This is a genomic window from Streptomyces sp. JLBJ103 (assembly GCF_058215575.1).
This window is the reverse complement of sequence record NZ_CM177089.1, coordinates 2,547,165-2,566,995: the sequence shown is the minus strand read 5'-3', so window position 1 is coordinate 2,566,995 and position 19,831 is coordinate 2,547,165. Positions and strand designations below refer to the sequence as shown.

Sequence of the window (19,831 nt, the reverse complement as noted above, 5' to 3'; positions counted from 1 at the left end):
TGACCGCCGCGCGGCGTGCCCCAGCGGTCCGATCATCACCCGAAGGTGTGCAATAGGGCGGCTCGCCCCGTCGTCCCCGCCGTTCGCGGCTCTATTCTCCCGAGTCTGACCCGCCCCGCCCGTCAGGGGCGCCAGGGCGGACATGGACCGGGAGGAGGGCGCCGTGCGGGCACTTCCTCTCGGGGCGCGCGTCTATGTTCTGTGCGCCGCGCTCGCCGCCGTGCTGTGCGCCGCCCCGCTGCTCCGGGCCCAGGCCGCCGTCCCCTGGGCCACCGTCGTCCTCCTCGCCGCGGTCTACGCGGCGGGGGCCCGCGGGACCCGGGCCCCCTGGCCGGAGTGGTACAGCCCCGTGCTTCTGGCCGGGGCTTTTCTGCTGCCGCCCGCCGCCGCGTCACTGGTCGCCGTGCCCGGCGCGCTGCTCGCGCCCGTCGAACGGCGCCCGGCCGGGGTACGCCGGATCTGGCATGCGGCACAGCTCACCGTGGCCGTTTGGACCGCCGGACAGACCTTCGCCGCACTCGGCGGGCGGGCGGCGCTCGACTCCGTCCGGGCCCCCGGCGCACCCGGTTTCCCGTCCGCCCTGGCCGCCGCGACGGCCACCGCGCTCGTGCTCTGCCTGGCCGTGATCGCCCTGGAGTGCGGGGTGCTGGTCACCGCCGAGCGCCACTCCCCGCGCGCCGCCTGGCACGGCCGGGTTCTCGGCTCACTCGCCCCGCATCTGGTGCACGGGCCCGCGGGGCTGGCCATGGCGGTGCTCTGGCACAGCCCCTACGGACCGGCGGCGGCCCTGCTGGTGCTGCTGCCGATCTATGTCTCCGCGTGCGTCTTCGCGCTGTACCACCGGGAGCGCACCGCCCACCAGGCCACCATCCGCGCCCTGGTCCAGGCCGTCGACATCAAGGACCGCTACACCCGGGGCCACAGCGAACGGGTCGGTCGCGCCTCGGCGATGATCGCCCGCGAACTGGGCGTGAGCGGCGACCGGCTCGAGGCGCTGCGGATCGCGGGCATCCTCCACGACGTGGGCAAGCTGGGCGTCCCCACCCGGATCCTGCGCAAGAACGGGCCGCTGACCCCCGACGAGCGCCGGATCATCGAGCTGCACCCCGAGTACGGCCACGAAATGGTGCGCGGCATCGGCTTCCTGGGCGAGGCCCGCGCGGCCATCCTGCACCACCACGAGCGGCTGGACGGCACCGGCTATCCGTACGGCCTCGCCGGGACCCAGATCCCGGAGTTCGCCCGGGTGGTCGCGGTCGCCGACGCCTTCGACGCGATGACCTCGACACGTACGTACCGGCGGGCACGGCCGGTGCCCACCGCCGTCGAGGAGCTCAAGCGGTGCGCGGGCTCGCATTTCGACCCCCGGATGGTGCGGGCCCTGGCCCGCGCCCTGGACCGCCACGGCTGGCACGCGGCCGTCACTTCGGACGCCGCCGGTGAGGAACGAGGAAACGCTCCGGCAGACGCGCCGCGGGCCCTCCCCGAACCCGTCGCCGCGACGGCCCCGGGCCCGTCCGCCCCGGCGGCGCGTCAGGACTCGGCGGACGGTGCGCCGTGACGGGCGACCGCGACCCCGCCGACGAGTCCGGCGCGCGGGACGAGAGCGCCGCCGAACGTATCGCGCGCGGGCGGCCGAACCGCGCGGACAACCTGACGGGCCAGGCGGGACAGACGGGCCAGGTGGGACAGGCGGACGGGCGGCCCGGCCCGTCCAGCCCGTCCGGCCCGTCCGGAGCGGCGCCCTGGCTCACCGACCCCCTCGACCGGCTCGCCGGACGGCACGGCCGGGCGGTGAGCCGGGTGCGGCGGGGCCGGGGACGAGGCACGGCGGACCGGCGGACGGGGTCGCTCACCGTGGCCGGGGTGTACAGCGCCGCCGGGGCGCTCGCCGTTGTCGCGCTCGGCTGGACCGAGTGGCACGGGGTGCGCGAGCCGGAGGCGGCGCTGGCCTTCGGGGTGCTCATCGCCGTCGGGGAGGCCATCCGGTGCGCCGATGTTCCGCCCGCGCTCCCGCGTGCGAGCGGCGCGAGCGGGGCGCACGAACAGCGCGGTGAGCCCGCGCCCGTGGCCGCCGCGGGCGCCCTCGGCTACGCCCTGCTGGGGAACCTCGGCGGGGAGCCGGCCACTCATGGCGTCCTCCAGGTCGTCACCGTGGTCGTGGCCGCCTCCCTGGCGGGCATGGTGCCGCGGCTGGCGTTCGGCTGCCCGGCCGACCTCGAGCACACCGCCCGCCGGGTGCTCACCGTCGCGTTCGCCGCCACCTGTTTCCAACCGCTGCACCACACCGGCCGGTTGCCTTCCTGGTTCGGCCAGGGGCCGCAGGCGGTCGGCTACTTGCTCGCGGTGCCGGCCCTGACCGCGCTGTGCGACGCCGTGCTGGCCGCCGCGCTGGCCCGGGCCCGTACCGGCTGGCCGTACGTCCCGCTGCTGCGCGACGAACTGTGGGCGCTGCCCGGGGTGGGGTCGGCGATCTGCGCGACCGGGGTGGTGATGGCGCTCGCGGTCGCCGTCGCCGGACTGTGGGCGCTTCCGGTGCTGGCGGTGCCGCTGCTGCTGATCCAGTACGCGTTCCGCCGTTACGCGGGCATACGGGCCACCTACCGCCAGACCATCGCCTCGCTGGCCCGCTCGACCGAGATAGCCGGGTACACCCCCGCGGGCCACGCCCGCAAGGTCGCCGAACTCAGCCGGGCCGTCGGCCGTGAGCTGGGACTTTCCGAACCGGCGCTGACCGTGCTGGAGTACGCGGCGCTGATGCACGACATCGGACAGCTCTCGCTGCTGGACCCGGTGCCCGCGGGGGCCACCGAACCGCTGCCCGGGGCGGAACAGCGCAGAATCGCGCTGCTGGGAGGTGCTGTGGTACGCCAGACCGGGGTACCCGCGGAGGTGGCGGTGATCGTGGAGCGCCAGGCCGACCCGTACCGGGACCAGCCGCTCACCGCGCGTATCGTGCGCGCGGTGAACGCGTACACCGAGCTGGCGGCCGGACCGGCGGCCGGGCCGGCGGCAGGGGCAGCGGGCCCCGCGGGCACCGCGGGAGCGGCCCCGCTGCACGCCCTGGAGCGGCTGCGGCTGGCCACGGCCCGTGACTTCGACCCGGCGGTGGTCGAGGCGCTCGCCACGGTGCTGTCCCGCCCGGTGTACGGCCGGTCCCGGTCGAGAACTCGCGGGTAATGAGCGGGTCTCCCAAGAGGCATGGTTGGATGCGAGGAGAGGGGTGTCGGGCCGATGGCCGGTGGCAAGGAGGTGTGGTGGGCGTCGTGTCCCGGCCGAAGCGAGAGGGGCCGGGCTGAGATGTCCGCGGATGTGTGGCAGGTTGTCCTCCAGGGAGGGCGACGCTGTCCGCGAAGGCATCTGGTGCGGGACTACTTCGATACCGGCAGGCGGGAATCGTGAAGATCTTCGGCAAGGTACGGCACCGGCCGTCCGCCTCATGGCGGCAGGCCACGGACCGTGCGTTCACGCTCATCGGCGACGGCCGGTACGAGGACGCGGGCGCGCTGCTGACCCGCGCCGCCGACCTGGAGCCGTGGCTGTCGGAGTCCTGGTTCAACCTGGCCCTGCTGCACAAGTTCCGGCACGACTGGGAGCAGGCCCGCGCCGCCGGGCTGCGCGCGGTGGCGCTGCTGGACCGTGAGACCGGCGCCCCCGACTGGTGGAACGTGGGCATCGCCGCCACCGCCCTCCAGGACTGGCCGCTGGCCCGCCGCGCCTGGCAGGCGTACGGACTGAAGGTGCCCGGTGAGGCGTCCGCGTCCGGTGAGCCGCTGGGCATGGAGCTGGGCAGCGCGGCGGTGCGGCTGTCGCCGGAGGGCGAGGCCGAGGTGGTCTGGGGCCGCAGGCTGGACCCGGCCCGGATCGAGGTGCTGTCCATCCCGCTGCCGTCCTCCGGGCGGCGCTGGGGCGAGGTGGTGCTCCACGACGGCGTTCCGCACGGTGAGCGGGTGACCTCCGCGGGCCCGGCGTACCCCGTCTTCGACGAGATCGAGCTGTGGGCGCCGTCCCCGGTGCCGACCTGGGTGGTGCTGCTGGAGGCCGCCACCGAGGCCGACCGGGACGCCCTGGAGCGGCTCGCGGCGGACGCGGGCTTCGCCGCGGAGGACTGGTCGTCCTCGGTGCGGCTGCTGTGCCGCTCCTGCTCGGAGAGCCGGATGCCCAGTGACGAGGGCGAGGGCGAGCACCTGGACCCGCATGACCACAGTGAGCCGGGCCACCCCGGGCCGCTGGGGCACCGTACGGCGGGCTCGGGCTCGCTGTGGGTGGCCGAGCGCGAATGCGGGATCGCCGCCCCGAGCGGGCTGGTGCGGGGGCTGCTGGACGGCTGGGTCGCGGACAGCCCGGACACCCGTGAGTGGCGGGATCTGGAAGAGGTCTGCTGACCCCCGGGCGGCCCGAGACCGGTATGCCCCGACGATGGCCGGTATGGGCTCTGCTGACGTCCGTGTCACTCCGGGCGGGCCGTACTCTGTAGGGCGACGCATCAGGGTTCACGGAAGGCGTACGGCGGACGATGTCGCAGCAAGGCACTGAACAGCAGGTGGACGGCGAGTTCGTCGTGGACACGGAGAACTGCGAGGAGCGCGAGCGGGTCTACCGCGAGCGCGGCACCGCCCGCCCGATCACCGTCGTCGGCAATCCGGTGCTGCACCGCGAGTGCAAGGACGTGACCGAGTTCGGCGACGACCTGGCGCGGCTCGTCGACGACATGTTCGCCAGCCAGCGGGCGGCGGAGGGCGTGGGCCTGGCCGCCAACCAGATCGGCGTCGACCTGAAGGTCTTCGTCTACGACTGCATGGACGACGAGGGCGTCCGGCACGTGGGCGTGGTCTGCAACCCGGTGCTGGACGAGCTGCCCGCCGAGAGCCGGGTGCTGGACGACTCCAATGAGGGCTGTCTGTCCGTCCCCTCCGCCTACGCCGAGCTGCCCCGCCCGGACGTCGCCGTGGTGCGCGGTCAGGACGCCGAGGGCAAGCCGGTCGCGGTGCGCGGCACCGGCTACTTCGCGCGCTGCCTCCAGCATGAGACCGACCACCTCTACGGCCGCCTCTACATCGACCGGCTCTCCAAGCGCGACCGCAAGGACGTGCTGCGGCAGATGGCCGAGGGCACCCCGCGCTACGAGACGGTGCCCAACGACTAGGTCCTGTCCTGTCGGTCTTCGTGGATCAGCCCGCGGCGTCTGGTGCCGTGGATCGCAAGGCGGAGGGTCGTCCTCGTACTGGGCGTACTCGGAAGATCCCGACAACGCGGCGAGGCGCGGTGCCAGGCGTCGTGGGCCCGCAAGGATCGGCAGGACAGGGCCTAGCGCCCCTTCACCCGACACCGCGGGCCGGACCCCCTCAAGGGAGTCCGGCCCGCGGTGTGTTGGGCCGGTGAACGGCCGGGCGATCAGAAGTCGTCGTCGAAGGAGACCGAACCCTCGACGGCGACCTGGTACGCCGAGGCGCGCCGCTCGAAGAAGTTGGTCAGCTCCTGGACGTTCTGGAGCTCCATGAAGGAGAACGGGTTCTCCGAGCCGAAGACGGTGGGGAAGCCGAGGCGCATCAGGCGCTGGTCGGCCACGCACTGGAGGTACTCCTGCATCGAGGCGGTGTTCATGCCCGGCAGCCCGTCACCGCACAGATCGCGGGCGAACTGGAGCTCCGCCTCGACGGCCTCCTTCAGCATCTCGGTGACCTGGTGCTCGAGCTCGTCGTCGAAGAGGTCGGGCTCCTCTTGACGGACGGTGTCCACCACCGAGAACGCGAACTCCATGTGCATCGACTCGTCGCGGAGCACCCAGTTGGTGCCGGTCGCCAGGCCGTGCAGCAGCCCGCGGGAGCGGAACCAGTAGACGTAGGCGAAGGCGCCGTAGAAGAACAGCCCCTCGATGCACGCCGCGAAGCAGATCAGGTTGAGCAGGAAACGGCGCCGGTCGGCCTTGGTCTCCAACTGGTCCAGCTTCTCCACCGAGTCCATCCAGCGGAAGCAGAATTCCGCCTTCTCCCGGATGGAGGGGATGTTCTCCACGGCCGCGAACGCCGCCGCGCGGTCGTCCGGATCGGGGAGATAGGTGTCCAGCAGGGTCAGATAGAACTGGACGTGCACGGCCTCCTCGAAGAGCTGCCGCGACAGGTACAGCCGCGCCTCGGGGGAGTTGATGTGCTTGTAGAGCGTCAGCACCAGGTTGTTGGCCACGATCGAGTCGCCGGTCGCGAAGAAGGCGACCAGACGGCCAATCAGATGCTGCTCGCCCGGGGAGAGCTTGGCGAGGTCGGCCACGTCCGAGTGGAGATCGACCTCCTCCACGGTCCAGGTGTTCTTGATCGCGTCGCGGTAGCGGTCGTAGAACTCCGGGTACCGCATCGGCCGGAGGGTGAGCTCGAAGCCGGGGTCGAGCAGGTTCTTCACACGGTCGGGGGCGGTTGTCACTGGCATGCCTCGCAGGACTCGGGGTTCTCCAGGGAGCAGGCGATGGCGTCCTCGTCGGCGGGCGCCTGCTGGACGGGGATGGTGGCGGCGGCCGCGCCGCCGCCGCGCGCCGACTGAGCGATCCGGGTCGCCGGGCGCGAACGCAGGTAGTACGTGGTCTTGATGCCCTGCTTCCAGGCGTACGCGTACATCGAGCTGAGCTTGCCGATGGTCGGCGAGGCCATGAACAGGTTCAGTGACTGGCTCTGGTCGAGGTACGGCGTGCGGGCCGCGGCCATGTCGATCAGGGCGCGCTGCGGAACCTCCCACGCGGTGCGGTACAGCGCCCGGACCTCCGCGGGCACCCAGGAGAAGTCCTGGACCGAGCCGTTGGACTCGCGCAGCGCCTCGCGGGTCTGGGCGTCCCAGACGCCGAGCTTCTTCAGGTCGTCCACCAGGTAGGAGTTGACCTGGAGGAACTCACCGCTGAGGGTCTCGCGCTTGAAGAGGTTGGAGACCTGCGGCTCGATGCACTCGTAGACACCGGCGATCGAGGCGATGGTCGCGGTGGGCGCGATCGCCAAAAGCAGCGAGTTCCGCATCCCGGACTTCGCCATCCGCTGCCGCAGCGCCTCCCAGCGCTCCGGCCAGGTGGCCACCGCGTCCGTGTAGTGGTCCGGGTGCAGCACACCGCGTGCGGTGCGCGTCGCGGACCAGGCCGGATGCGGGCCGTGGCGCTCGGCGAGGTCACAGGACGCCTCGTACGCGGCCAGCATGATGCGCTCGGAGATCCGGGTGGAGAGCTCCTTCGCCTCGGGGGAGTCGAAGGGCAGCCGCAGCCGGAAGAAGACGTCCTGGAGGCCCATCAGCCCCAGACCCACCGGCCGCCAGCGGGAGTTGGAGGCACCGGCCTCTTCCGTGGGGTAGAAGTTGATGTCCACCACGCGGTCGAGGAAGGTCACGGCGGTACGGACGGTCGCGTCCAGGCGCTCCCAGTCCATGTGACCGTCCTCGCCCAGGTGCGCGGCGAGGTTGACCGACCCCAGGTTGCACACGGCGGTCTCGCCGTCGTCGGTGACCTCCAGGATCTCGGTGCAGAGGTTGGAGGAGTGGACGACCTTGCCGGGTTCGGCGGTCTGGTTGGCGGTGCGGTTGGCGGCGTCCTTGAACGTCATCCAGCCGTTGCCGGTCTGCGCCAGGGTGCGCATCATCCGGGCGTACAGCTGGCGTGCCGGGACCTGCTTGACCGCGCGGCCCTCGGCCTCGGCCGTGCGGTAGGCGGCGTCGAACTCCTCGCCCCACAGGTCCACCAGCTGCGGCGCGTCGGCCGGGGAGAACAGCGACCAGTCGGCATCCGCCTCGACCCGGCGCATGAACTCGTCCGGGATCCAGTGGGCGATGTTGAGGTTGTGGGTGCGGCGGGCTTCCTCACCGGTGTTGTCCCGCAGCTCCAGGAACTCCTCGATGTCCGCGTGCCAGGTCTCCAGGTAGACACAGGCCGCGCCCTTGCGCCGGCCGCCCTGGTTGACGGCGGCCACCGAGGCGTCCAGCGTGCGCAGGAACGGCACGATGCCGTTGGAGTGCCCGTTGGTGCCCCGGATCAGCGAACCGCGGGCGCGGATACGGGAGTACGAGAGCCCGATGCCGCCCGCGTGCTTCGACAGCCGCGCGACCTGGTGGTAGCGGTTGTAGATGGAGTCCAGCTCGTCCAGCGGGGAGTCCAGCAGATAGCACGAGGACATCTGCGGGTGCCGGGTGCCGGAGTTGAACAGCGTGGGGGAGCTGGGCAGGTACGACAGGGTGCTGGTGAGCCGGTACAGCTCGGCGACCTCGTCCACGGCCCGCTCGCTGAGGTCCTCGGCCAGTCCGCAGGCGACCCGGAGCAGGAAGTGCTGCGGGGTCTCGATCACCTGACGGGAGGTCGGGTGGCGCAGCAGATAGCGGCTGTGCAGGGTGCGCAGTCCGAAGTAGCCGAAGCGGTTGTCGGCGCCGTCCGCCAGCGCCCGGTCCACCAGCGCGTCCAGCCGCGCGGCGTGGGCGGTGACGAACTCGGCGGTGGAGTCGGCGATCAGGCCCTCGCGGTGGCCCACCGCGACCGAGGCCGAGAAGGAGACCGCGCCCTGCCCGGCCGCCTCCTGGGTGATCGCCAGGGCCAGCAGCCGCGCGGCGAGCCGGGAGTACTCCGGCTCCTCCGCGATCAGCCCGGCCGCCGCCTCGGTCGCCAGGGTGCGCAACTCCGCCTCGTCCGAGCCGGGATGGCGGCCGCGCAGGGCGGCGGCCGCGACCTTGCCGGGGTCGGTGGCGGGCAGATCGGCGGTGAGCCCGGTGAGGGTCCGCAGCAGCGCGGTCCCGGGCGCGTCGGCCTCTGCCGGGGAAGCCGCTGCCTCTGAAACCGGGTCGGCGGGCGCGATGGTCACTGAAGTGTTCTCCCTCGCTCGGCTGGGGGCCAGGAGGGAGGGGCGATGGCCGCGTACGGGCATGACGAATCCGCACTACCGTACGAACGCACCCCGCACAGCGTCCAACGGCCCAACCCGCGAGGCCCGGACGTGTATCAGACGGCCGTCGGCAGGTCATCGGACTCACGGGTACGCATATGCGCACACGTACACCGTTGCGGGACAGTTCCGGATTCCCACCGGATTCCCCTGCGTCGACAGCGAGGACGAGCATACATCTTGTGTTGACCGACGCACGCGCCCCCACATCTTGTGTCGCCAGCGGGGGAGTTTCCCACGTATGTGCTATTGCGGGACGGCCTCGGGCCCGCTGTTCCGGGGCCTTCTCCCGCCATCCGGCGCGGGCTCGGGCAAGCCGGGAACGGTAGTCGGCATAGCCGCGGTCGAAGGTCTCACGGCGGTCGGGATCCGGTACGACGGTCGGTCAGCCTGGCGTGCAGGCTCACCACCTCGCTGCGGTCGTGGAGTTCGTCCAGGCCGACCGGTTCGACGCCGTCCGCGCGGGTGGTCGCCGGGTCCGTTCAGGGGTCCGCGACCAGCACCCGGGTTCTCCGGCGGCGAGAACGTGCAGAAGGGGCTGCCTTCGGCGATACATCACATCGACGATGTTAGATTTAACATCCCAGACTTGATCAGACAATGGCCGATGCGTGGGAGGCGCCCGGATGACCACCCAACTGCTGCTGGTACGCCACGGCGAGACCGTCTGGCACGCGGAGAACCGCTATGCCGGGATCTCGGACGTGGCCCTCACCGGGCGGGGTCACCGCCAGGCCGAGGCGCTCGCCCGCTGGGCCGCGGAGCGCGGGGTGGACGCGGTGGCCTGCTCCCCGCTGAGCCGCGCCCGGCTCACCGCGGCCCCCGCGGCGCAGGCGCTGGGCCTGGTCCCCGAGGTCGTCGAGGAGCTGCGCGAGGTCGACTTCGGCTGGGGCGAGGGCCGCACCATCGCCGAGATGGAGGCCGAGGACCCGGCCGCGGTACGGGCGTTCCGGCAGGACGCCGAGACCGGCGCCTTCCCCGGCTCGGAACCACCCGGCGCGGCAGGGCGGCGCGCCGCCGCCGCGCTGCGCGCCCTCGCCGCCGCGCACCCGGGCCGCACGGTGCTCGTCGTCGCCCACAACACCCTGCTGCGCACCGCGCTGTGCGCGCTGCTCGGCATCCGCCCCGGCCGCTACCGCGAGGTCTTCCCCCGGCTGGACAACGCGGCGGTGACCGAGATCGAGCTGACCGGGGACCGTACGGCGCTGCGCTCCCTGAACGTCCCTACCGGGCACGGCCCCGGGGGCGGCACGGAAGAATCCCCGGCATGACCTCCACCGGCAACCCCGGCGGCTCCGCCCGCTCCCAGGACGCCCGCAGGCAGACCATCACCGAGTACGTGCTCGAACGCTCCACCGCCACCGCCGCGGAGCTGGCCGAGCTGACGGGCGTCAGTCTGATGACGGTTCACCGGGACCTCGACGAACTGGCCCGGCTCGGGGTGGTGCGGAAGTTCCGGGGCGGGGTCTCGGCGCTGCCCTCGTCGGTCTTCGAGTCCAGCCTGGACTACCGGATGGGCGTCAACCGGGCCGAGAAGGAGGCGGTCGCGGCCGCCGCCGTGGAGCTGGTCGAGCCCGGGATGTCGGTGATGCTGGACGACTCCACCACCGCCCTCGCGCTGGCCCGGCTGCTGGTGGCGTCCACTCCGCTGACCGTGGTGACCAACGCGCGGCGGGTGGTGGAGGTCTTCGCCGGGGTGCCGCAGACGCGGCTGATCGGGCTGGGCGGGGAGTACTCGCACACCCATGACTCCTTCCTCGGGGTGCCGTGCGCGGAGGCCATCGAGGCGCTGTCGGTGGACATGGTGCTGGTGTCCACCTCGGCCATGGACGCGCGCACCACCTACCACCAGGAGCAGGACGTGGTGATGGTCAAGCGGGCGATGCTGGCCGCCGGGCACCGCAAGGTGCTGCTGATGGACGCCTCCAAGACCAAGCGGACCGCGCTCCACCGGCTGTGCCCGGTGGACGACTTCGACCATCTGGTGGTGGACGACGCGGTGGAGCCGTCGCTGCTCACGGAGTTGCGGGAGCGCACCGATGTCCGGGTGGCGGGGACGGGCGCCTGACCCGACCGAGATCACATCGAGCATGTTAATTTCACGGCGTGCGTGATGTTCAGGGTGAGGTCGTTGCCGGGATCGATATCGCCACGGCGGCGGTACGGGTGCTGTGCGTCGACGCGGACGGCCGGGTGCGGGCCGAGGGCCGCGCCGACCTGCCGCGACCGCACCACGGCCCCGGCGGCCACAGCGAACAGCCGGCCGGGTCCTGGTGGCCCGCGGTCGCCGCGGCCCTGCGGCAGGCCACCGGAGCGCTCCCCGCGGGCGGCCGGGAAGTGGTGGCGGTCGCCACCTCCGCCACCTCCGGCACGATCGTCCCCGTGGACGGCGCGGGGGAGCCGACCGGTCCGGCCCTGATGTACGACGACCGCCGCGGGGCCGCGTTCAACGCCCGCGCCCAGGAGCTCGGCGCCGCCCGTTGGCGGGCCCTCGGCCTCTCCGTCGGCCCGACCGCCGCGCTCGGCCGGATCGCCTGGCTGGCCGGTGACTCCGGCCCGGGAACCGGCCCTGCGCGAGGGGTCCTTCACACCCCCGACCTCATCGGCCACCGGCTGACCGGCGCGCCCGTGGCCACCGACTGGAGCCATGCGCTCAAAAGCGGTTACGACCCGCGCGAGGGCGGCTGGCCGGACGAGGTCCTGGCCGCCCTCGGCGTTCCCGAGGACTGGCTGCCGCCGGTCCAGGCACCCGCCACCACCGTCGGCACCGTATGCCCCGAGGCCGCGGCGGAGACCGGACTGCCCACCGGATGCGCGGTCCGCCTCGGCATGACCGACGGCTGCGCCGGACAACTCGCCACCGGCGCGGTGCGGCCGGGCCGGTTCGCCGGGATCCTGGGCACCACCTACGTCCTCAAGGGCGTCACCCGCGAACTGGTCACCGACCCGTCCGGAGCGCTCTACAGCCACCGCCACCCCGACGGCTGGTGGCTGCCCGGCGGCGCCTCCAACACCGGCGGCGAGGCGCTCGCCGCCGTCCCGGCCGACCGGCTGCCCGCGCTCGACCGGGCCGCCGCCGACCGCGGACCGGCCTCCGTGATCGCCTATCCGCTGCGCCGCGAGGGCGAGCGCTTCCCGTTCGTCAGCGGCGCGGCCCGCGGCTTCACCGACGGCACCCCGGACGACGACGCCGACCGTCACCGCGCCGCGCTGGAAGGCGTCGCCTTTCTGGAGCGCCTGGCGCTGGACCGGGTGCGGGCGCTGGGCGTGGTGGTCGAGGGACCGCTGTGGGCGGCGGGCGGCGGCAGCCGCAGCCCGCTGTGGACCCGGATCCGTGCCACCGTCCTCGGCCGCCCGCTGCGGGTGGCCGACCACGCCGAGACCGCCTTCGGCGCCGCCCTGCTGGCCGCTTCCGGCACCCTCCATCCCGACCTCGCGACGGCCGCCGCCGCGATGGTCCGCACCGGGCGGGACATCGAGCCGGACGAGACCGAGCGCGCGGCTCTGGAGGACTCCTACGCCGCCTTCACCGCCGCCCTGCGCGACCGCGGCTGGCTGGGCTGACCCACGGGCCTACAGCGCCACACGGGCCTACAGGGCCACCGTGAACGCCCAGATCGCCATCCCCGGCACCGGCTCCCAGTCCCGCTCCGGGGCGCGGACGAAGCCCAGCCGTCCGTAGAGCCGGTGGGCGGTGGTCATCTTCGGATGGCTGGATATCACGATCCCCTGGAGACCCAGCTCCCGCGCCTTGTCCATACAGGCCCGCACCAGCGCCTCCGCCACTCCGCGCCGCCGGGCCTCGTGCCGCACCGCGAGCATCCGGAACTCGCCCTCACCGGGCCGGGCCCGCTGGGCGTACGGAGCGCCGTACGCGGCGAAGGCCAGCGTCCCCAGCACCTTGCCGCCGCGGGAGTCCGTGGCGACCAGCACCTCGGACTCCTCCGCCCGCCCCCGGGCGTCCCGCAGAGCGTTCAGATAGGGGTCCTCGGCCCCGAAGTCGAGCAGGTCGTCGCCGAGGTACACCGCCGCGGTCATCTCCCCGACCTCGTCCAGCTCTTCGTCCTGGGCCCGCCGCACCGTGATGTCCATGTCCGCAGTGTGCCCGACCTCACCGCCGCTCGGCGCCCCTGTCGTGTTCAATGGAAGGCGGCGGCCCTTGCGGGCGCCCCGGACGAGCGCGTCGTACCCGGTGAGGACAAGACGGCGCAGTCAGCGAAGTCTGCTACTGCGTGAGGTCTGTCATGGCATGGGTCGTTCTGGTGCTGTCCGGTCTTCTGGAGACCGTCTGGGCGGCGGCGCTCGCCGCGTCGCACGGATTCAGCCGTGCCCGCCCCAGTGCGCTGTTCGCGGTCGCCGCCGTGCTGAGCATGGCCGGTCTGGCGTACGCGATGCGCTCGGTGCCCCTCGGCACCGGCTATGCGGTGTGGGTCGCGATCGGGGCGGTGGGGACGGCCGGTTACGGCATGGCCGCGCTGGGCGACCCGGTGAGCGCGGCTCGTATCGTCTGTCTGTTGCTGATCGTCGCCGGTGTGGTGGGTCTGAAGCTGCTCCACTGACCCGTACCCGCGAAAGGACCGCTGCCTCCCGCGAAAGGGACCGCCGCCTCCCGCGAAGAGGAGGCGGCGGCCCGTGGGGACGGGGGCGAGGGTCAGTGTCCGCCGGGGGCGCCCGCCGTCGCCGGGGGCAGATCGGCCCGCACGCCCGGGTCGTCCGAGTCCGCGGTGTAGTCGGACGGGGAGGTCTCGTCCACGCCGTCCGGCGCCTTCACCGCCCGCAGGATCAGCGTCAGGGCCACGGTGACCACCACGTTGAGGGCGAACGCGGTGAGACCGATGTAGCCGATCTCGCCGATGCCCGGGATCTCGTCCGAGCTGCCGCCGAAGTGCTTCTGGCTCGGGTTGGTGGGGCTGGGCACGCCGTACGCCACGGCCGTGCCGTAGATCATGCCGACCGCCCAGCCCGCCAGCAGCGCCCAGCGGTGGAACCAGCGGGTGAACAGACCGCCCACCAGGGCCGGGAAGGTCTGGAGGATCCAGATGCCGCCCAGCAGCTGGAAGTTGATCGCGACCGTCTTGTCCATCGCCAGGACGAAGATCAGCGCACCGACCTTCACCAGCAGCGAGACCAGCTTGGAGACCTTGGTCTCCTGCGCGGGGGTGGCGTCCGGCTTGAGGAAGTCCTTGTAGATGTTGCGGGTGAACAGGTTCGCCGCGGCGATCGACATGATGGCCGCCGGGACCAGCGCGCCGATGCCGATGGCGGCGAAGGCCACACCCGTGAACCAGTCGGGGAACATGTCCTCGAACAGCTGCGGAATGGCCAGCTGGCCGTTGTCCACCTTCACCCCGGCCGCGATGGCCATGAAGCCCAGCAGTGCCAGCAGGCCGAGCATCAGCGAATACAGCGGCAGGATGGTGGTGTTGCGGCGGATCACCTCACGGCTGCGGCTGGAGAGCGTCGCGGTGATCGAGTGCGGATACATGAACAGCGCGAGGGCCGAGCCCAGCGCCAGTGTGGCGTACGCCCATTGCTGTTTCTCACCGCTGGCCAGCGCGCCGCGTGGCTGTCCGGTGGTCGGGCTCTTCTGCGAGAGAGCGTCGCCCGCCTTCGCGAAGATGTCGTCGAAACCGCCCAGTTTGATCGGGATGTAGATGATCGCCACCGCGATGACGAGGTAGATCAGGGCGTCCTTGACGAAGGCGATCAGCGCGGGGGCGCGCAGTCCGGAGGAGTAGGTGTACGCCGCGAGCACACCGAAGGCGATCAGCAGCGGCAGGTCCTTGATGAACCAGTTGGTGTTCTCGCCGCCGCCGATGCCCATCACGTCCAGCACCGCCTGGATGCCGACGAGTTGAAGGGCGATGTACGGCATGGTGGCGAGGATGCCGGTGACCGCGACGGCCAGCGACAGCCCCTTGGAGCCGAACCGGCCACGGACGAAGTCCGAGGTGGTGACGTACCCGTGCTTGTGCGACACCGACCACAGCCGGGGCAGGAAGGTGAAGATCAGCGGGTAGACGAGGATGGTGTACGGCACCGCGAAGAACCCGGAGGCGCCAGCCGCGTAGATCGCCGCCGGGACGGCCACGAAGGTGTACGCGGTGTAGAGGTCGCCGCCGAGCAGGAACCAGGTGATCCAGGTGCCGAAGCTGCGGCCGCCGAGGCCCCATTCGTCAAGGTTGTCCGCGTTCTCCGCGGCCCGCCAGCGCGCGGCCAGGAACCCCATGACCGTGACGGCCACGAAGAAGAAGAGGAAGACGGCGAGGGCGACGCCGTTCACACCGTCTTTCATGCCGATCCGCCTTCCTTGCGCGCCCGCTGCTCACGCCGCACGAGCACATAGGCCACCGCCGTCAGCGCGGTCGAGACCGGCACCCAGAGCATCTGGTACCAGTAGAAGAACGGGATGCCCATGACCTTGGGATCGACCTTGGCGTACGAATCGACCCAGAGCAGGGCCACAAAGGGCACGATCAGGCAGACGGCGACCACCACGCGGGTCGGCGTGACCACCGGTCTCCTGGCGGGTGAAGCGGACGTGTCGGACATGGTGGAAGGCTCCGTCCCCTCGGCTCATCACCTGCGTCCACGACGGATCGCTAACAGCTGATCTTGTACGTGATGATCGGAAATGTAAGCCGGCGGCCCCGCGGCAGTCACTACCCGGCCGTATATCGGTATGGAAACTTAGTGGATTCGTCCGTCGGATTCGTCCGTCGACCGGCCCGCCCGCCGTGGCGTCCGGGGCCGCCCCGTACGGCGCCCGGAGGCCGCCCCCGGACGTGCCGGGGACGCGGGACGGCTCAGCCGTGCGGGCGCTGGAGCCGGGCCACGAACTTGTAGCGGTCCCCGCGGTAAACCGACCGCACCCACTCCACCGGTTCGCCGGAGGCGTCCAGGGAGTGCCGCGAGAGCATCAGCATCGGCAGTCCGACATCGGTGCCCAGCAGCCCGGCCTCCCGCGGGGTGGCGAGCGAGGTCTCGATGGTCTCCTCGGCCTCCGCCAGGTGGACGTCGTAGACCTCGGCCAGGGCCGTGTACAGCGAGGTGTACTTCACCAGGCTGCGGCGCAGCGCCGGGAAGCGCTTGGCCGACAGATGGGTGGTCTCGATCGCCATCGGCTCACCGCTGGCCAGCCGCAGCCGCTCGATGCGCAGCACCCGGCCGCCGGTGGCGATGTCCAGCAGCCCGGCGAGCCGGTCGTCGGCGGTGACATAGCCGATGTCCAGCAGCTGGGAGGTGGGTTCGAGGCCCTGGGCCTTCATGTCCTCGGTGTAGGAGGTCAGTTGCAGGGCCTGGGAGACCTTGGGCTTGGCCACGAAGGTGCCCTTGCCCTGGATTCGCTCCAGCCGCCCTTCGACCACCAGTTCCTGGAGCGCCTGGCGCACGGTGGTGCGGGAGGTGTCGAACTCGGCGGCCAGGGTCCGTTCCGGGGGGACCGGGGTGCCCGGTGGCAGGGTCTCGGTCATCTCCAGGAGATGCCGCTTGAGCCGGTAGTACTTCGGGACCCGCGCGGTGCGGGTCCCCGCGGAGTTGTTGCCGCTCTCGGCCGCGGGTGTGGTGGCCGTGGCCGTAACTCCCTCGGTCTCCATGGCGCGCCCTTCCGACTCCTGGTCTGCTGCCGTCACCGGCTCCTCCGAATTCAGCGGCTCACATCGTGGCACGCCCGCACGCGGGCGGCGGCTCGGTCCGGATGCCGACAGATGTCGGTCCGGTAACGGAGCCGTTGGCGACCTTATCCACCCTTGACACCCCCAAAGGTCTAGGCCAAGCTGCGGGCGCTGGTCTAAACCATTAAACCTCTCATCCGGTCCTTTGAGGAGAGTGCTGTGAAGCGTGGGCTCATAGCGGCGACGGGCGTCGCGGCAATGCTGATGAGCGTCGCGGCCTGTGGGTCCGGCGACGACGACAAGGCCGGAGCGGACGGTTTCAAGGGCGAGACGCTGACCGTCTGGGCGATGGACGGATCCACCCCGGACGGCTGGACGAAGGACGTCAAGGCCGCTTTCGAGAAGAAGACCGGCGCCACGCTGAAGCTGGAGATCCAGCAGTGGAACGGCATCCAGCAGAAGGTGACCACCGCGCTGTCCGAGTCCGACCCGCCGGACGTGCTGGAGATCGGCAATACCCAGACCCCCTCCTACGCCCGCACCGGGGGCCTCGCCGAACTGGACGACCTCAAGAAGTCGATCGGCGCCGACTGGTCCCCGTCGCTCAACAAGTCCGCGGTGTACGACGGCAAGCAGTACGCCGCCCCCTGGTACGCGGCCAACCGCGTCGTCCTCTACAACAAGAAGATCTGGGCGCGGGCGGGGCTCAAGGGCACCCCGAAGACCCGCGCCGAATTCTTCCGGGACCTGGACACCATCCGCCGGAAGACCGATGCCGAACCGCTCTATCTCCCCGGCCAGAACTGGTACTTCTTCGACGGACTGACCATCGGCACCGGCGCCGACCTGGTGAAGAAGGAAGGCGGCCGCTGGGTCTCCAACCTCGCCGACGCCAAGGTCGCCAAGGCCATGGACATCTACAAGCAGTACCAGTCCTTCAGCAAGGCGCCCAAGAACAAGGACGAGGCCACCCCGCAGCAGGGCGAGGTGTTCGCCAAGGGCAGGACCGGCGCCTTCATCGGGATGGGCTGGGAGGCGGCCATCGCCGTCAAGGCCAACCCGAAGATCGAGAAGGACATCGGCTACTTCACCATCCCCGGTGAGACCGCGGACAAGCCGGAAGGTGTCTTCCTCGGCGGCTCCAACCTGGCCGTCGCCGCGGGCAGTGAGAAGCAGGAACTCGCCAGGGAATTCCTGAAGATCGCGCTGAACGACACCTTCGAGGGACAGCTCGCCAAGGAGGGCGGGGTGATCCCCAACAAGGAGTCCCTCCAGGACCGGCTGAAGGGCAACGCCGCCGCCCAGGCCGCCGCCCCCGCCGTCGCGACCGGCGGCACCACCCCGCTGATCCCCGAATGGGCCGCGGTGGAGAACGCCCCCAACCCGGTCAAGTCCTATATGACCGCCGTCCTCAAGGGGAAGGCGCCCGCGGAGGCCGCCGCGTCGGTCCAGGACGAGATGAACAAGCGCCTCGGCCAGGAGAGCTGAGCCTATGGCCGTCGCGACCGATCACAAGGGCCCCGGACCGGCCGCGGCCGGGGTCCCCCGGGGAGCGGCACCGCCGTTCCGGACCACCCCTCCGGCGGGGCGGTCCGGACGCGGGCGGCTCACCGCCGTCGCGCCCTATCTGCTGCTCCTGCCCGCGCTGGCCGCCACCGCGGCGCTGCTGGGCTGGCCGCTGGTGAAGAACGGCATGCTGTCGTTCCAGAACCTGAACATGCGGCAGCTGATCCAGCACCTCACCGAGTGGAACGGCGTCGACAACTACCGCGAGGCGCTGGGCAGCGAGGACTTCTGGCGGGTCACCGGGCGGTCGGTGGCCTTCACCGGCGTCAACGTCGTACTGATCATGGTGCTGGGCACCCTCATCGGGCTGCTGCTCGCCCGGCTCGGCACCCGGATGCGGCTGCTGCTCTCGGTCGGTCTGGTGCTCGCCTGGGCGACGCCGCCCATCGCCGCCACCACCGTCTTCCAGTGGCTCTTCGCGGCCCGCTTCGGAGTGGTCAACTGGGTGCTGGACCGGCTCGGTTGGCACTCCATGGCCGACTACAACTGGACCGACGGCCAGTTCTCCACCTTCTTCGTCATCACCGTGCTGATCGTCTGGCAGTCGATCCCGTTCGTGGCGCTCAACCTCTACGCGGCCACCACCACGATCCCCAGGGAGCTCTACGAGGCGGCGGCGCTCGACGGCGCGGGCGCCTGGCGCGGCTTCACCTCGGTGACCCTGCCCTTCCTCAAGCCTTTCCTGCTCGCCACGGTCTTCCTCGAAGTCATCTGGGTCTTCAAGGCGTTCCCGCAGGTGTTCGCCATCAACGAGGGCGGTCCCGACCGGCTCACCGAAACCCTTCCCGTATACGCCTTCGTCGAGGGCGTCGGCAATCAGCACTACGGGATGGGCGCCGCGATCTCGCTGCTCACCATCCTGATCCTGCTGGTCCTGACCTCCTCCTACCTCCGTATCGCCCTCAGGAAGGAGGAGGACGAGCTGTGAAGCGCTCGCCGCTGGCCCGGCTGTGGCCGAACGCGGCCGCCGTCGTGCTCTTCGCCGGCTTCGCGTTCCCCGTCTACTGGATGTTCTGCACGGCCCTCAAGCCGACATCGGACATCGTCTCCGAGGACCCGGTGTGGGTCCCGGCCTCCGCCACCCTCGAGCACGTCCGCACGGCCCTCGGCGCCGAGCACTTCTGGACGCTGGTGGGGAACTCCCTCACCGTCACCGTATCGGCGGTCGCGCTCTCCCTGGTGATCGCGCTGCTGGCGTCCTTCGCGCTGGCCCGGCTGCGGTTCCGGGGGCGGCGCGGCTTCCTGGTGACGTTCATGATCGCGCAGATGGCGCCCTGGGAAGTCCTGGTGATCGCCATCTATATGCTCGTCCGCGACGGCGACATGCTGAACAGCCTGCTTCCCCTCACCCTGTTCTACATGGTGATGGTGCTGCCGTTCACGGTGCTCACGCTCCGCTCCTACATCGCCGCCGTGCCCAGGGAGCTGGAGGAGTCGGCGATGGTCGACGGCTGCACCCGGCTCCAGGCGTTCCGCAAGGTGATCTTCCCGCTGCTGGCGCCCGGCCTGATGGCCACCTCGCTCTTCGGCTTCATCACCGCCTGGAACGAATTCCCGCTGGTGCTCATCCTCAACAAGGACGCCGAGGCCCAGACGCTGCCGCTGTGGCTGTCCAGCTTCCAGACCCAGTTCGGCGACGACTGGGGCGCCACCATGGCGGCCGCCTCGCTGTTCGCCGTTCCGATTCTGCTGCTCTTCCTGTTCCTGCAACGCAAGGCGGTCGGTGGGCTCACTTCCGGCGCTGTGAAGGGATGATTC

The 19,831-nt window shown here is 71.4% G+C and carries 17 protein-coding genes and 2 riboswitches; of the genes, 11 read left to right on the top strand and 6 right to left on the bottom strand.

Annotated elements, in window-relative coordinates; genetic code table 11:
* The first annotated feature begins 163 nt into the window (after nucleotides 1-163).
* From AC4BEG_RS11045 to def, 4 genes are all read left to right on the top strand, one after another.
* Complete coding sequence (locus tag AC4BEG_RS11045; RefSeq protein ID WP_490705706.1) at nucleotides 164-1,561, top strand: HD-GYP domain-containing protein; 1,398 nt, start codon at nucleotides 164-166, stop codon at nucleotides 1,559-1,561.
* A gap of 305 nt (nucleotides 1,562-1,866) precedes the next feature.
* Nucleotides 1,867-3,180, top strand: coding sequence for an HD-GYP domain-containing protein (locus AC4BEG_RS11040; RefSeq protein WP_490707055.1), 1,314 nt, complete (start codon nucleotides 1,867-1,869; stop codon nucleotides 3,178-3,180).
* 218 nt (nucleotides 3,181-3,398) lie between these two features.
* A complete protein-coding gene (locus AC4BEG_RS11035; protein ID WP_201871384.1) occupies nucleotides 3,399-4,385 on the top strand; it encodes a tetratricopeptide repeat protein in 987 nt (328 codons plus the stop codon).
* 131 nt (nucleotides 4,386-4,516) lie between these two features.
* On the top strand, nucleotides 4,517-5,146 hold the full coding sequence (def, locus tag AC4BEG_RS11030) for a peptide deformylase (protein ID WP_490705705.1): 630 nt from the start codon (nucleotides 4,517-4,519) through the stop codon (nucleotides 5,144-5,146).
* A 248-nt stretch (nucleotides 5,147-5,394) separates the two neighbouring features.
* On the opposite strand, the gene AC4BEG_RS11025 is transcribed toward def, so the two are convergent.
* A complete protein-coding gene (locus AC4BEG_RS11025) occupies nucleotides 5,395-6,423 on the bottom strand; it encodes a ribonucleotide-diphosphate reductase subunit beta (protein ID WP_490705704.1) in 1,029 nt (342 codons plus the stop codon).
* A complete protein-coding gene (locus AC4BEG_RS11020) occupies nucleotides 6,414-8,813 on the bottom strand; it encodes a ribonucleoside-diphosphate reductase subunit alpha (RefSeq protein WP_490705703.1) in 2,400 nt (799 codons plus the stop codon). Before AC4BEG_RS11020 ends, AC4BEG_RS11025 begins: the two co-directional genes overlap by 10 nt.
* A 142-nt stretch (nucleotides 8,814-8,955) precedes the next feature.
* A riboswitch (cobalamin riboswitch) is annotated at nucleotides 8,956-9,093 on the bottom strand.
* Nucleotides 9,094-9,520: 427 nt separating this feature from the next.
* Here AC4BEG_RS11020 and AC4BEG_RS11015 point away from each other — a divergent pair.
* From AC4BEG_RS11015 to AC4BEG_RS11005, 3 genes are read left to right on the top strand one after another with little or no spacing between them, the layout of a single operon-like run.
* Nucleotides 9,521-10,165, top strand: coding sequence for a histidine phosphatase family protein (locus AC4BEG_RS11015; protein ID WP_490705702.1), 645 nt, complete (start codon nucleotides 9,521-9,523; stop codon nucleotides 10,163-10,165).
* Nucleotides 10,162-10,962, top strand: coding sequence for a DeoR/GlpR family DNA-binding transcription regulator (locus AC4BEG_RS11010; protein WP_490705701.1), 801 nt, complete (start codon nucleotides 10,162-10,164; stop codon nucleotides 10,960-10,962). The genes AC4BEG_RS11015 and AC4BEG_RS11010 overlap by 4 nt, the downstream gene beginning before the upstream one ends.
* Nucleotides 10,963-11,000: 38 nt before the next feature.
* The gene (locus tag AC4BEG_RS11005; protein WP_490705700.1) at nucleotides 11,001-12,458 is read left to right on the top strand and encodes an FGGY-family carbohydrate kinase; all 1,458 of its coding nucleotides are present in this window, start codon (nucleotides 11,001-11,003) and stop codon (nucleotides 12,456-12,458) included.
* Nucleotides 12,459-12,485: 27 nt separating this feature from the next.
* On the opposite strand, the gene AC4BEG_RS11000 is transcribed toward AC4BEG_RS11005, so the two are convergent.
* Nucleotides 12,486-12,986: a GNAT family N-acetyltransferase gene (locus AC4BEG_RS11000; RefSeq protein WP_490705699.1), complete on the bottom strand. Its 501-nt coding sequence runs from the start codon at nucleotides 12,984-12,986 to the stop codon at nucleotides 12,486-12,488.
* Between the two features lie 56 nt (nucleotides 12,987-13,042).
* A riboswitch (guanidine-III (ykkC-III) riboswitch) is annotated at nucleotides 13,043-13,107 on the top strand.
* A gap of 31 nt (nucleotides 13,108-13,138) precedes the next feature.
* Between AC4BEG_RS11000 and AC4BEG_RS10995 the strand changes: the two genes are divergently transcribed.
* Nucleotides 13,139-13,453 carry a DMT family transporter gene (locus AC4BEG_RS10995; RefSeq protein ID WP_490705698.1) on the top strand — a complete coding sequence of 105 codons (315 nt, stop codon included), beginning with the start codon at nucleotides 13,139-13,141 and terminating at the stop codon, nucleotides 13,451-13,453.
* A 92-nt stretch (nucleotides 13,454-13,545) separates the two neighbouring features.
* Here AC4BEG_RS10995 and mctP read toward each other — a convergent pair whose 3' ends face one another.
* The 3 genes from mctP to AC4BEG_RS10980 form a co-directional block, all read right to left on the bottom strand.
* Entirely contained in the window at nucleotides 13,546-15,189 is a 1,644-nt protein-coding gene (mctP, locus tag AC4BEG_RS10990) for a monocarboxylate uptake permease MctP (protein WP_490705697.1), read from the bottom strand.
* Nucleotides 15,186-15,446, bottom strand: coding sequence for a DUF3311 domain-containing protein (locus AC4BEG_RS10985; RefSeq protein ID WP_490705696.1), 261 nt, complete (start codon nucleotides 15,444-15,446; stop codon nucleotides 15,186-15,188). The genes mctP and AC4BEG_RS10985 overlap by 4 nt, the downstream gene beginning before the upstream one ends.
* 254 nt (nucleotides 15,447-15,700) lie before the next feature.
* On the bottom strand, nucleotides 15,701-16,489 hold the full coding sequence (locus tag AC4BEG_RS10980) for a GntR family transcriptional regulator (protein WP_490707054.1): 789 nt from the start codon (nucleotides 16,487-16,489) through the stop codon (nucleotides 15,701-15,703).
* Between the two features lie 237 nt (nucleotides 16,490-16,726).
* On the opposite strand from AC4BEG_RS10980, the gene AC4BEG_RS10975 reads away from it, so the two are divergent.
* From AC4BEG_RS10975 to AC4BEG_RS10965, 3 genes are read left to right on the top strand one after another with little or no spacing between them, the layout of a single operon-like run.
* Nucleotides 16,727-17,995, top strand: a complete 1,269-nt coding sequence (locus AC4BEG_RS10975; RefSeq protein ID WP_490705695.1) for an extracellular solute-binding protein — start codon at nucleotides 16,727-16,729, stop codon at nucleotides 17,993-17,995.
* A 4-nt stretch (nucleotides 17,996-17,999) separates the two neighbouring features.
* Nucleotides 18,000-19,001 carry a carbohydrate ABC transporter permease gene (locus tag AC4BEG_RS10970; protein WP_490705694.1) on the top strand — a complete coding sequence of 334 codons (1,002 nt, stop codon included), beginning with the start codon at nucleotides 18,000-18,002 and terminating at the stop codon, nucleotides 18,999-19,001.
* Complete coding sequence (locus tag AC4BEG_RS10965) at nucleotides 18,998-19,828, top strand: carbohydrate ABC transporter permease (protein WP_490705693.1); 831 nt, start codon at nucleotides 18,998-19,000, stop codon at nucleotides 19,826-19,828. The genes AC4BEG_RS10970 and AC4BEG_RS10965 overlap by 4 nt, the downstream gene beginning before the upstream one ends.
* Nucleotides 19,829-19,831 lie beyond the last annotated feature (3 nt).

Bases quoted from the DNA above. Each gene is read 5' to 3' on its own strand.
- AC4BEG_RS11010 (WP_490705701.1), top strand. From the start codon at position 10,162: ATGACCTCCACCGGCAACCCCGGCGGCTCCGCCCGCTCCCAGGACGCC.
- mctP (WP_490705697.1), bottom strand. From the start codon at position 15,189: ATGAAAGACGGTGTGAACGGCGTCGCCCTCGCCGTCTTCCTCTTCTTC.
- def (WP_490705705.1), top strand. From the start codon at position 4,517: ATGTCGCAGCAAGGCACTGAACAGCAGGTGGACGGCGAGTTCGTCGTG.
- AC4BEG_RS11000 (WP_490705699.1), bottom strand. From the start codon at position 12,986: ATGGACATCACGGTGCGGCGGGCCCAGGACGAAGAGCTGGACGAGGTC.
- AC4BEG_RS11015 (WP_490705702.1), top strand. From the start codon at position 9,521: ATGACCACCCAACTGCTGCTGGTACGCCACGGCGAGACCGTCTGGCAC.
- AC4BEG_RS10995 (WP_490705698.1), top strand. From the start codon at position 13,139: ATGGCATGGGTCGTTCTGGTGCTGTCCGGTCTTCTGGAGACCGTCTGG.
- AC4BEG_RS10980 (WP_490707054.1), bottom strand. From the start codon at position 16,489: ATGGAGACCGAGGGAGTTACGGCCACGGCCACCACACCCGCGGCCGAG.
- AC4BEG_RS10985 (WP_490705696.1), bottom strand. From the start codon at position 15,446: ATGTCCGACACGTCCGCTTCACCCGCCAGGAGACCGGTGGTCACGCCG.
- AC4BEG_RS10970 (WP_490705694.1), top strand. From the start codon at position 18,000: ATGGCCGTCGCGACCGATCACAAGGGCCCCGGACCGGCCGCGGCCGGG.
- AC4BEG_RS11025 (WP_490705704.1), bottom strand. From the start codon at position 6,423: ATGCCAGTGACAACCGCCCCCGACCGTGTGAAGAACCTGCTCGACCCC.